This window comes from Oscillatoria salina IIICB1, from assembly GCF_020144665.1.
Taxonomy (GTDB): Bacteria; Cyanobacteriota; Cyanobacteriia; order Cyanobacteriales; family SIO1D9; genus IIICB1.
Window position 1 is genome coordinate 53,420 of the sequence record NZ_JAAHBQ010000030.1, and the last position, 11,581, is coordinate 65,000.

General features: G+C 45.6%; 9 protein-coding genes, 1 tRNA gene and 3 rRNA genes (1 of these 13 only partly in view). 7 read left to right on the plus strand and 6 right to left on the minus strand.

The window, feature by feature from the left end; all coding sequences use genetic code 11:
* Positions 1-98: 98 nt before the first annotated feature.
* The 5 genes from G3T18_RS10870 (at position 99) to folE (ending at position 5,211) form a co-directional block, all read left to right on the plus strand.
* Positions 99-794, plus strand: coding sequence for an aldehyde oxygenase (deformylating) (locus G3T18_RS10870; protein WP_224410579.1), 696 nt, complete (start codon positions 99-101; stop codon positions 792-794).
* Between the two features lie 171 nt (positions 795-965).
* On the plus strand, positions 966-1,988 hold the full coding sequence (locus G3T18_RS10875) for a long-chain acyl-[acyl-carrier-protein] reductase (RefSeq protein ID WP_224410580.1): 1,023 nt from the start codon (positions 966-968) through the stop codon (positions 1,986-1,988).
* Positions 1,989-2,179: 191 nt separating this feature from the next.
* Positions 2,180-3,169 (plus strand): acetyl-CoA carboxylase carboxyl transferase subunit alpha, encoded by a 990-nt coding sequence (gene accA / locus G3T18_RS10880; RefSeq protein WP_224410581.1) that lies wholly within the window; start codon positions 2,180-2,182, stop codon positions 3,167-3,169.
* Positions 3,170-3,667: 498 nt separating this feature from the next.
* Complete coding sequence (locus tag G3T18_RS10885) at positions 3,668-4,396, plus strand: SDR family oxidoreductase (RefSeq protein WP_224410582.1); 729 nt, start codon at positions 3,668-3,670, stop codon at positions 4,394-4,396.
* Between the two features lie 83 nt (positions 4,397-4,479).
* Complete coding sequence (folE, locus tag G3T18_RS10890; protein ID WP_224410583.1) at positions 4,480-5,211, plus strand: GTP cyclohydrolase I FolE; 732 nt, start codon at positions 4,480-4,482, stop codon at positions 5,209-5,211.
* Between the two features lie 36 nt (positions 5,212-5,247).
* On the opposite strand, the gene G3T18_RS10895 is transcribed toward folE, so the two are convergent.
* Entirely contained in the window at positions 5,248-5,892 is a 645-nt protein-coding gene (locus tag G3T18_RS10895) for a phosphoribosylanthranilate isomerase (protein ID WP_224410584.1), read from the minus strand.
* Positions 5,893-6,034: 142 nt separating this feature from the next.
* On the opposite strand from G3T18_RS10895, the gene psaK reads away from it, so the two are divergent.
* Entirely contained in the window at positions 6,035-6,313 is a 279-nt protein-coding gene (psaK, locus tag G3T18_RS10900; RefSeq protein ID WP_224410585.1) for a photosystem I reaction center subunit PsaK, read from the plus strand.
* Between the two features lie 482 nt (positions 6,314-6,795).
* Positions 6,796-7,188, plus strand: a complete 393-nt coding sequence (locus G3T18_RS10905; RefSeq protein ID WP_224410586.1) for an FHA domain-containing protein — start codon at positions 6,796-6,798, stop codon at positions 7,186-7,188.
* A gap of 63 nt (positions 7,189-7,251) precedes the next feature.
* On the opposite strand, the gene G3T18_RS10910 is transcribed toward G3T18_RS10905, so the two are convergent.
* The 5 genes from G3T18_RS10910 to G3T18_RS10930 form a co-directional block, all read right to left on the minus strand.
* Entirely contained in the window at positions 7,252-8,061 is an 810-nt protein-coding gene (locus G3T18_RS10910) for a TlyA family RNA methyltransferase (RefSeq protein ID WP_224410587.1), read from the minus strand.
* 72 nt (positions 8,062-8,133) lie between these two features.
* Positions 8,134-8,253, minus strand: a 5S ribosomal RNA gene (gene rrf / locus G3T18_RS10915).
* 61 nt (positions 8,254-8,314) lie between these two features.
* Positions 8,315-11,209: ribosomal RNA gene (locus tag G3T18_RS10920) — 23S ribosomal RNA — on the minus strand.
* A 139-nt stretch (positions 11,210-11,348) separates the two neighbouring features.
* A tRNA-Ile gene (locus tag G3T18_RS10925) sits at positions 11,349-11,422 on the minus strand.
* 120 nt (positions 11,423-11,542) lie between these two features.
* Positions 11,543-11,581 (minus strand): 16S ribosomal RNA (locus tag G3T18_RS10930); it runs 1,452 nt beyond the window's last position.
* The 16S, 23S and 5S rRNA genes sit together here with 1 tRNA gene alongside, the layout of an rRNA operon.

Genomic DNA, 11,581 nt, shown 5'->3' on the forward strand with positions numbered 1-11,581 from the left:
GGAGTGGTTAAGAAAAAACTTGCAAAACTTGGAACTCAAGCAAACGAGTTCAGCCACTCAATACTGTTAAAGATAAAACCATAGGAGACAATCAACCTATGCAAGAGCTTGCAGTCAGCCCAAAGCTAGACTTCAACAGCGAAACTTACAAAGATGCCTACAGCCGGATTAACGCGATCGTTATTGAAGGCGAACAAGAAGCTTACGAAAATTACGTTCAACTAGCTCAACTGCTGCCAGAACACGAGCAGGAATTGATTCGCCTCTCGAAAATGGAAAGCCGTCATAAAAAAGGATTTCAAGCTTGTGGACGGAATTTAAATGTCACTCCCGATCTGGACTTTGCCAAGGAGTATTTTGCTCAACTGCACGGTAATTTCCAAAAGGCACTTTCTGAAGGCAAAGTAGTTACTTGCTTACTAATTCAAGCGCTGATTATCGAAGCGTTTGCAATCTCAGCTTACAACATCTATATTCCTGTTGCCGATCCTTTTGCGCGTAAAATCACCGAAGGTGTCGTCAAAGATGAGTACAGTCACTTGAACTTTGGCGAAGTTTGGCTCAAAGAACATTTTGCCGAGTCTAAGGCGGAACTAGAAGAAGCAAATCGCCAAAATCTGCCTATTGTTTGGAAAATGCTCAATCAGGTAGAAGATGATGCTCGCACTCTGGCGATGGAGAAAGAAGCTTTAGTCGAAGACTTCATGATTAGCTATGGCGAAGCTTTGAGCAATATTGGCTTTACCACTCGCGAAATTATGCGGATGAGTGCTTACGGTCTTGCTGCGGCTTAGTCTACTGTTGGCTTAGGTGTCATTTGTCTTTGATGACTAATGACAAGAGCAGCTTTTTTCGACAGCCGCTCGACAAGAGCGGCAAATTTGTGTCTTATCTTGAAAACTTAATATTTTCTTAGCCTTACCTTAATAGTTGCCCCATTTAAGCTAAATAACAGCGAACAATTCATGTTTGGTCTTATCGGTCATCTTACCAGTTTGGAACACGCCCAAGCGGTTGCTCAAGAATTAGGCTATTCTGAATATGCCAATGAAGGGTTAGATTTTTGGTGTTCGGCACCATCTCTAATTGTTGACGACTTTACTGTTACCAGTATTACTGGTCAAGTTATTCAAGGTCGCTATGTAGAATCTTGTTTTCTCCCAGAAATGCTCGCTAATCGGCGGATTAAAGCTGCGATCCGGAAAATTTTGAATGCCATGGCGACTGCTCAAAAGTCTGGTTTAGATATTACGGCTTTAGGTGGTTTTTCGTCGATTATCTTTGAAAACTTTAATCTGAAGCAACATACGCGGGTACGAAACGTAGAGTTGGACTTTGAGCGTTTTACTACTGGTAATACCCATACAGCTTATATTATTTGCCGTCAGGTTGAGCAGGCATCAGCCAAGCTGGGAATAGATTTGTCACGCGCAACAGTGGCAGTTTGTGGAGCGACCGGAGATATTGGTAGTGCAGTGTGTCGCTGGCTTGATGCGAAAACTGATGTGGCAGATTTGTTACTGATTGCTCGCAATCAAGAACGTTTGATCTCGCTACAAGCTGAGTTAGGACGCGGGAAAATTCTCGGATTGGAAGAGGCATTACCTCTGGCTGATATCATCGTTTGGGTAGCGAGTATGCCTAAAGGTGTGGAAATTGATGCTACGGTATTGCCCAAACCTTGTTTACTGATCGATGGTGGCTATCCGAAAAATTTAGATAGTAAAATTCAACATCCTGATGTTCGCGTTCTTAAGGGTGGAATTGTCGAGCATTCCCTCGATATTGACTGGAAAATCATGGAAATTGTCGAAATGGATGTTCCAGATCGCCAATTATTTGCTTGTTTTGCCGAAGCGATACTCTTGGAATTTGAACAGTGGCATACTAACTTTTCTTGGGGACGCAATCAAATTACTGTCGCCAAAATGGAACAAATCGGTCAAGCTTCTCTTAAACACGGCTTTAAACCCCTGTTGACCTGGTAGGTTAGTAGTTATTAGCTATTTTTAGGCTTTTAAAGGCTCAAAAAATGGGAGGATATTTTTAGTTACCTCTGAAACAAGTTGCTGTTTACCACATTAATCAGTAATCGTCAACTTTTGGACAAGAAGGTGACTAATTTTTCCTACCCATTAGCCTTTATTAACTACTAATTTCCAGTCTCAAATCACTAATTATGGCAACGACTGAGCGAAAAACCTTTCTTCTTGATTTTGAAAAACCCCTGTCGGAATTGGAGTCGCGGATTAACCAAATTCGGGAACTAGCAGCCGAAAATAATGTCGATGTATCGGAGCAAATTCACCAGCTAGAGGCAAAAGCGGTGCAGCTTCGCAAAGAAATTTACAGTACTTTAACTCCGGCTCAACGCCTACAAATGGCACGTCATCCCAGACGACCTTCTACATTAGATTATATTCAGGCGATCAGCGATGAATGGTTCGAGTTACACGGATCTCGCGCTGGAAGTGACGATCCGGCTTTGGTAGGAGGAGTTGCTAGTTTAGCAGGTCGTCCGGTGGTCATGCTGGGACATCAAAAGGGTCGGGATACGAAAGATAATGTGGCTCGTAATTTTGGTATGGCTTCCCCAGGTGGCTATCGTAAAGCGATGCGCTTGATGGAACACGCTAATCGTTTTGCTATGCCAATTTTGACGTTTATTGACACTCCTGGTGCTTGGGCTGGGGTAGAAGCGGAAAAACTCGGTCAGGGTGAAGCGATCGCTTACAATCTACGCGAAATGTTTAGTCTCGATGTACCGATTATCTGTACGGTAATTGGTGAAGGTGGTTCTGGTGGCGCTTTAGGGATTGGTGTTGGCGATCGCGTTTTAATGTTGGAACACGCAGTTTATACTGTCGCTACTCCCGAAGCTTGTGCGGCTATTCTCTGGAAAGATGCCAAAAAAGCCGATCGAGCCGCCGCCGCTTTGAAAATAACCAGTTGGGATCTCAAAGAGTTGGGTATTATCGATGAACTACTCCCGGAACCCACCGGGGGCGCTCACTCAGATCCCTTAGCCGCCGCCTCTCTTCTCAAACAAGCACTTCTTAAAAACCTCGAAGAATTATCGCTGATGACTAATCAACAACGTCGTGACTTGCGCTACCAAAAGTTTCGCCAAGTTGGGGTTTTTCTCGAACTCTCGGCTGAAGTCAGTTAAACGTAATTAAAAATTACAAATACTTGCTAAAAACTGATTTTTATGCTAAGAAAATATATTTTGTGGTTTCTGCAAGGTGATTCTGAGAATGATATAATTCAGAAGTAACAAAAGTTTACCTTGAACTAAAAATCAATTTTCCCTTGGCATCCGATCGTTAACTTAAATCTGAGGATGTCAGTGCTTTGCTCTTAATTTATCCAGTTCTTACACAGCATGGTTAAGAAAAGGATTTTTCAGGTAAATGAATGGCTTGCAATCAGTTTGACTAGGTGACCAATAGTTAGGAATTACTTACGTGCTTCTGCCTAGCTTGATAAGTTCAAGCTCAGATAAAAAACCTAGAAACTACTAGCAAAAGATTAGAGTTTCTAACTAATTTAAGCTTAGTCGTTGATTGATTTTTTGTGCATTAAGATTAAAAAGCAATAGCTCTTTAAAACATTTTCTTTGTTGGTAAAGAGCAGTTAACAGAAAACAACAAAACCCAAAATCGCTATGACTTCTTCTCCAACTAAACAACGTGCCATAATCACAGGGGCAAGTAGTGGAATTGGGAAAGCAACAGCTTTGCAATTTGCTAAAGCAGGAATTGACTTAGCCTTAATTTCTCGTTCAGAAGAAAAATTAGCAGCAGTAGCTCGAGCTGCTCAAGAAGCAGGAGTAGAAGCAAAAACTTACAGTTTAGATTTAAAGAAAATCGAGCAAGTCAAAGAAAAAATTGCCGAGCTTGCTGCCGATTTTGGTTCTATTGACATATTGGTCAATAATGCTGGCATGGGCTACACAGGCAATCTTAGCGAAACACCTCTCGGTGATTGGCAGCAAGTAATAAATTTGAACCTGACGAGTGTTTTTCAATGTATTTTAGGTATTTTACCGATAATGCGCGATCGCCAGAAGGGTACAATTATTAATGTTGCTTCAGTTGCGGCGGCTAATCCCTTTCCTGGTTGGGGTGCATACAGTGTTAGTAAAGCAGGACTAGTTGCTTTGTCTAAAACCCTTGCCGCAGAAGAAAGAGCTAATGGAATTCGCGTCGTCGTTATTTCTCCTGGTGCTGTTAATACACCTATTTGGGATACAGAAACAGTACAAGCTGACTTCAACCGACAGATAATGTTAACCCCAGAAATTGTTGCTCAGTCAATTCTTCACGCCGCTCTACTCCCAGAGCAAGCAGTCGTAGAAGAAATGACCATCATGCCTAGTGCTGGAAGTTTATAAGGTTTAGTTGTAACCAAGTTCATTTATTAATCTCTACGAGATTTTTAGCCCAATACGAGGACGAATTTTACTTTTTTCTAATCATGACAATTGCTTCTTCTAATGGTTCCCATCGCTCTCCATCTACTTCAATCCCCAACGGAAAAAATTCAGTTGTGCAGAACACATCCCAACCTCTTAGCACCAGACCAGATCGCAATACCCATATCGGTAGGCAAGCAGAAGTAGAAACTGCTTGCGAACCAGAAAAGGCAAAAATGATGGATGCCGTCCGGGACATTTTAGAGGGTGTTGGCGAAGACCCCGACAGAGAAGGATTGCTGAAAACTCCTAAACGAGTAGCAGAAGCGATGCAATTTCTGACTCAGGGTTACAATCAGTCTCTAGAAGAAATTGTTAACGGCGCCATCTTTGATGAAGGACACAATGAGATGGTGTTAGTGCGAGATATTAACTTTTTCAGCCTTTGCGAACACCACCTCCTGCCCTTTATCGGCAAAGCTCACGTAGCTTATATACCTAACGAAAAAGTTGTCGGTTTGAGTAAGCTTGCCCGGATTGTGGAAATGTATGCCCGACGCTTGCAAGTTCAGGAACGCCTAACTCGCCAAATCGCTGAAGCAATTCAAACTGTGTTGGAACCTCAAGGAGTTGCAGTCGTAATGGAAGCAACTCATATGTGCATGGTCATGCGAGGCGTACAAAAACCTGGCTCTTGGACTGTTACCAGTGCGATGGTAGGTGTGTTTGAAAAAGAGCAGAAAACGAGAGAGGAATTTCTCAATTTGATTCGCCATCAGCCTAGTTTCTTTTAATTGTTTCTAGTCAGCATCGGTCATTACTCACATTATTTAGCAAAACAGTTTTTTCTGTTGCTGTAGCTTAGCAAACAATTGAGCTACTTTAGCTAAATCTTTGTCACCGGGCGATCGCTCGACGCCACTGGATAAGTCGATGCCGTCCGGTTTGACTTTTTCCAGGGCAGATAAAATATTATCTGGTGTCAGCCCTCCCGCTAGCAACCAAGGGCGCGTCGGACGAAAGTTGCTTAAAGCTTCCCAGTTGAGAGTTTCTCCTGTACCACCTAGCAATTGCGGATGATAAGCATCTAAAAGCAAGCTATCTGTACAATTTGCATAAGCCGACTCCAAGGCTAAGGACGCCCAATTTTGCACTCGCAGAGCTTTGATAATTTCTACTTTCGGTAGCAATTCCTTTAATTGCTGACAAAATTCGGGTGTTTCTTGACCGTGAAGTTGTACGCCTGTCAAAGCAGAATCGACAACAATTGCCACAATTTCTGGTAAAGTAGCATCAGCAAAAACACCAATCCTTCCCACAGATGAAGGTAATTGCTTGACAATTGCCTTCATCTGTGTTGAAGTGACATAGCGTTTGGATTGATGCACGCAGATGAACCCAAGTGCGGTAGCACCAAAGTTAGCGATCGCAATTCCTTGTTCTGGCTTAGTGATGCCGCAAATCTTAACTCGCATTGTTGATTTTTTGTTGATATTTGTCAGTTTTGTAGCAAAACTTTGAATAACTGTTAACTCTTGAAACAAATTTAGGTTTTGTCCAGAGAGATTTTTATAATTATTTTTGTTTATAAAAGTTTATCAAGTCAGGAGCAAAAAAATGATTCCTTCAACAATCCTTGCTGCCGTTCAAACAACCGTACCTCCAACACCAACTTGGAATCTTTCCGTAGCCATCATTATGATTGCTTGCAACGTACTTGCTTTTGTCATTGGACGCTTCGCAATCCAGAATCCTGGTAAAGGTCCAGATTTACCTGCCTCAAAACCAGCAATTTTAGGTAACTTTGGCATTCCAGAACTGCTGGCAGTTGCTAGCTTCGGTCATATTTTAGGGACTGGGGTAATTTTAGGGTTAGCTAACGCAGGCGCTCTCTAATTAAATAGAGAAGTCCTTTCATTGTTTCATTTTCCTAGCACTTCCTCACAGTAAAATCAAACTCCTCATTACTACCTGAATCAGGGGGGTGAGGGGTTTGAGCATCTAGCAACAAACCGTAAGATATTAGATAATTCCTTAATGGTAGTGGTCAATCCCCATAGCGACGACTTTTGCTCGATCGAGACGTGGTTTTACTGCCACTCAGGAGCTTTAACAAAAGCAGCCTTATTACTGCTTTTGCGTTTTCTTCGCTTAGTTTTGCCACAACTCATGTATCCTCGGAAAAATAAGAATAGTTGCTCAAAGTTGAAACTTCTAGTCCATCAAATCAATTTTAAATCAGTACAAGCGACTTCTGATGATACTACGGTAGACTTAGAGATAAAGTCTGTTGTGGACAAACAAGCCCCACAATAGTTGTGGAAAGGCGACGAGGTTCCAGCCCAATCAGCACTTATTGTTTGACAGATGGAACACCAGTGATAACACTTACTCTGCTGCATCCTCTCCAAGCCATACCCATTCAAAGCTGGGTGTTTGAACCAGAATCAGTCATTCGGATTGGACGATCGACTGATAATGAAGTGGTTTTATATAGCGCGGTAGTTTCCCGTCACCATGTAGAAATTAGGCGTAACGATTTAGAATGGGAATTAGTCAATTTAGGCGCAAATGGAACCTACATTGATGGCAAAAGGATCGTTCGCACGACTGTGGTTGATGGAATGGTTGTACGTTTGGCTAGTTCTGGTCCGAAAATTCAGATTCGCCTAGAAGAGTCAGACACAAACAGCAAGATGCGCCTAAGTAAAACAAAGCGATCGTCATCTCGACAATTGGATGAAAGCTCAAAAGACACTTTTATTACTTAAAAAAAGTTTTTGTTCAACTCATAAAAGCACCAATTGCCAACTATGACGCGAAGGTTCTCAAATTTAAGCTAAATAATTTGTCGCAGTTTCGGTAGTCTGTTTAATTTTGTCTAAATTAAACACTGGGCTTGGGCAATTTGTAGTTAACCAGAGGAGATATTCTATATTTCCGGCTGGACCCTTAATCGGCGACCAAGTTAAACCGTTAGCTTTCCATCCTAGTTGTTCTGCGGCTTCGACTACTTGGAAAATAGCATTAGCTTGATCGCGAGAATTACGGACAACACCTTTTTTACCAACCAGCGATCGACCAACTTCAAACTGCGGCTTCACTAACAATACTGCTTCCCGTGGTGGTAAAAGTAAATGCCATAAAGTTAAAAGAATTTTTGTTAAAGAAATAAACGATACGTCTACGACTGCTAAATCAGCAGGTTGTTCTTTTTCATATAATTTTTCAGGTGTTAAATAACGAAGATTGGTTCGTTCTTTCAATACTAAGCGAGAGTCCTGACGCAAACTCCAAGCAACTTGCCCATAACCAACGTCAACCCCATAAACTCGCTTCGCCCCCTCTTGCAGTAGACAGTCGGTAAATCCCCCTGTAGAAATGCCACCATCTAAGCAAATCCGTCCCTCTACAACAATAGAAAAGTCTTTCAATGCTTTTGCTAACTTTTCACCACCGCGAGAAACATAGGGCGGTTTTTGTTTAACTTCAATTTCCGCCTCACAATCCACTTCAGTACCAGGCTTATCAATTATTTGCTGGTTTACCTTAACTTCTCCAGCACGAATAACCCTTTGTGCCTGTTGCCGAGAAGCACACAATTTAAGTTTTACTAATAAACTATCAATACGTTGTTTTTTCAAATTAGATCGTTAATAATTAACACAAAACCAAGCCCCTATCGAAAAAAGGGCTTGATTTTAGTATATTAAGGAACCTGGCACCGAGCTATTGTCCCAGTCAGCAACCCGACCAGTATCGTAGNGCCGCAGCAGCGTTTCACAATCGAGTTCGGGATGGAGTCGAAGTGGTTCCACTGCGCCAACAGCACCAGGAAAATCATCAGGGCTGGTGTTGAGAACCCTCAAGACTGCAAAGCAACAGGTGAATTGAATAGAGGTCAAGCCCTCGGTCTGTTAGTACGCCTCGGCTCCAGCCATTACTGGACTTCCACCTAGCGCCTATCAACGGATGTTCTTTCCGTGACCTTACTGGATTAACTCCATGAGAGCAATCATCTTGAGGTGGGCTTCCCACTTAGATGCTTTCAGCGGTTATCCACTCCGCACTTGGCTACCCAGCGTCTACCTTTGGCAAGATAACTGGTACACCAGCGGTGCGTCCTTCCCGGTCCTCTCGTACTAAGGAAGGCTCCTCTCAATGCTCTTGCGCCTGCACCGGATATGGACCGAACTGTCTCACGACGTTCTGAACCCAGCTCACGTACCGCTTTAATGGGCGAACAGCCCAACCCTTGGGACGTACTTCCGCCCCAGGTGGCGATGAGCCGACATCGAGGTGCCAAACCTCCCCGTCGATGTGAACTCTTGGGGGAGATCAGCCTGTTATCCCTAGAGTAACTTTTATCCGTTGAGCGACGGCCCTTCCACGCAGCGCCGTCGGATCACTAAGGCCTAGTTTCCTACCTGCTTGAGTTGTCACTCTCGCAGTCAAGCTCCCTTGTGCCTTTACACTCACTTGGGCTGATTTCCAACCAGCCTGAGGGAACCTTTGCGCGCCTCCGTTACCTTTTTGGAGGCGACCGCCCCAGTCAAACTGCCCACCTGAAACTGTCCCATTCCCGGTTCACGGGTCATGGTTAGAATTCTAGCCTCGCCAGAGTGGTATCTCACCGTTGGCTCCAGTGTCCCCACAAGGACACCTTCTCTGCCTCCCACCTATCCTGCGCAAGCCAGGCCCGAACACAATTCCAGGCTACAGTAAAGCTTCATAGGGTCTTTCTGTCCAGGTGCAGGTAGTCCGTATCTTCACAGACATTCCTATTTCGCCGAGCCTCTCTCCGAGACAGCGCCCAGATCGTTACGCCTTTCGTGCGGGTCGGAACTTACCCGACAAGGAATTTCGCTACCTTAGGACCGTTATAGTTACGGCCGCCGTTCACCGGGGCTTCGGTCGCCAGCTTCGGGTTACCCCTAACCGACTTCCTTAACCTTCCGGCACTGGGCAGGCGTCAGCCTCCATACTGCGTCTTACGACTTGGCGGAGACCTGTGTTTTTGGTAAACAGTCGCCTGGGCCTCTTCACTGCGACCTACCTCTCGGTAGGCACCCCTTCTTCCGAAGTTACGGGGTCATTTTGCCGAGTTCCTTAGAGAGAGTTATCTCGCGCCCCTCGGTATTCTCTACCACCCTACCTGTGTCGGTTTCGGGTACAGGCATTCTCAGCTTCACGGGGTCAGGGCTTTTCTAGGAAGCCGGATTTCTACCACTTCCCCGCCGTAGCGGGTCGGACTCGCGACTCAGCTCGGGACGTTTTCGCCGTCCTTCTACACCTCGTACGCTTGCACCGGGACTACCATCACCCGGCTGGTGACAACCTTCTCCGTCACCCACCCCAAACTGAAAACGGTACGGGAATTTTCGCCCGTTGTCCATCGACTACGCTCTTCAGCCTCGCCTTAGGTCCTGACTTACCCTCCGCGGACGAGCCTGCCGGAGGAACCCTTAGGGTTTCGGGGTCTTGGATTCTCACCAAGATTTTCGCTACTCAAGCCGACATTCTCACTTCCGCTTCGTCCACACCTGCTTGCCGCTAGTGCTTCTACCTAATGCGGAACGCTCCCCTACCACTTGAATTTCAAGTCCACAGCTTCGGTAGGTCACTTAGCCCCGTTCATTTTCGGCGCAGGAGCGCTTGACCAGTGAGCTATTACGCACTCTTTCAAGGATTGCTGCTTCTAGGCAAACCTCCTGGTTGTCACGGCACTCCCACCTCCTTAATCACTTAGCGACCATTTCGGGACCTTAGCTGGTGGTCTGGGCTGTTTCCCTCTTGACGATGAAGCTTATCCCCCACCGTCTCACTGGCTGCTGCTGGCTGTGGTATTCTGAGTTTGCCTCGCTTTGGTACCGCTCTCGCAGCCCGCAGCGAAACAGTGCTTTACCCCCACAGCTTTCTACACAACCGCTGCGCCTAAACGCATTTCGGGGAGAACCAGCTAGCTCCGGGTTCGATTGGCATTTCACCCCTAACCACACCTCATCCGCCGACTTTTCAACGTCGGTCGGTGCGGACCTCCACTTAGTTTTACCTAAGCTTCATCCTGGACATGGTTAGATCACCCGGGTTCGGGTCAGCAAATCGTGACTTAACGCCCTTTTCGGACTCGCTTTCGCTTTGGCTGCGGTTTTTTCCACCTTAACCTGCCACGACCTGCTACTCGCCGGCTCATTCTTCAACAGGCACGCGGTCACTCGTTTAATCGAGCTCCCACTGCTTGTCAGCTAACGGTTTCAGGTTCTATTTCACTCCCCTCGCCGGGGTTCTTTTCACCTTTCCCTCACGGTACTGTTTCGCTATCGCTCACGCAGGAGTATTTAGCCTTACCAGGTGGTCCTGGCTGATTCACGCGGGACTTCACTTACCCCGCGCTACTCGGGATTCAACCGGGTGAGATTGGTTTTTGACTACAGGACTTTCACCTTCTCTGGTGCAGGATTTCGCTGCTTCGTCTAACTCCTCTTTCTTCCCTGATGGTTGTCCCTCTACCCCACTCACCGCAGTCAGTGGTTTAGGCTGGTCCCGTTTCGCTCGCCGCTACTTGGGGAATCGCTGTTTGCTTTCTTTTCCTCTGGCTACTAAGATGTTTCAGTTCGCCAGGTTCGCTCGTTTCTGCCTATGTGTTCGGCAGACCGTACTTTGGGGTTCTCCCATTCGGATACCTCCGGCTCAATGCTTGCTTCCAGCTCCCCGGAGCGTTTCGTCGGTTGCTACGTCCTTCTTCGCCTCTGCGTGGCTAGGTATCCACCGTTAGCCGTTTCTAGCTTGACCATTTTCTTTTTTGTTTGGTGCTCGGCTTGCACCTTTTTTCACCTGTTACTATGCAGTTTTCAAGGTTCTTTTGCTGGCTTTCTACTCGCCAGCATTCTCTCTAGATTGCTTCTAGATGAGATGCTATGAGCTTTTTGCCTGGGCCATCCTGGACTCGAACCAGGGACCTCACCCTTATCAGGGGTGCGCTCTAACCACCTGAGCTAATAGCCCTTTTTCCCCTTAACCTTTCAGTTGACAAGCACTTTGCTGTTGCTCTTAGTTTCGACCTGGGATTGAGAGTCTCGATGAGTATGCAAAGAGCTTTCCTCAAAGCCTCTCTGGTCTCCCTGTAAAGGAGGTGATCCAGCCACACCTTCCGGTACGGCTACC

Excerpts from the sequence above, each read along its gene's own strand:
- G3T18_RS10870 (WP_224410579.1), top strand. The coding sequence starts at position 99 with ATGCAAGAGCTTGCAGTCAGCCCAAAGCTAGACTTCAACAGCGAAACT.
- G3T18_RS10875 (WP_224410580.1), top strand. The coding sequence starts at position 966 with ATGTTTGGTCTTATCGGTCATCTTACCAGTTTGGAACACGCCCAAGCG.
- accA (WP_224410581.1), top strand. The coding sequence starts at position 2,180 with ATGGCAACGACTGAGCGAAAAACCTTTCTTCTTGATTTTGAAAAACCC.
- G3T18_RS10885 (WP_224410582.1), top strand. The coding sequence starts at position 3,668 with ATGACTTCTTCTCCAACTAAACAACGTGCCATAATCACAGGGGCAAGT.
- folE (WP_224410583.1), top strand. The coding sequence starts at position 4,480 with ATGACAATTGCTTCTTCTAATGGTTCCCATCGCTCTCCATCTACTTCA.
- G3T18_RS10895 (WP_224410584.1), bottom strand. The coding sequence starts at position 5,892 with ATGCGAGTTAAGATTTGCGGCATCACTAAGCCAGAACAAGGAATTGCG.
- psaK (WP_224410585.1), top strand. The coding sequence starts at position 6,035 with ATGATTCCTTCAACAATCCTTGCTGCCGTTCAAACAACCGTACCTCCA.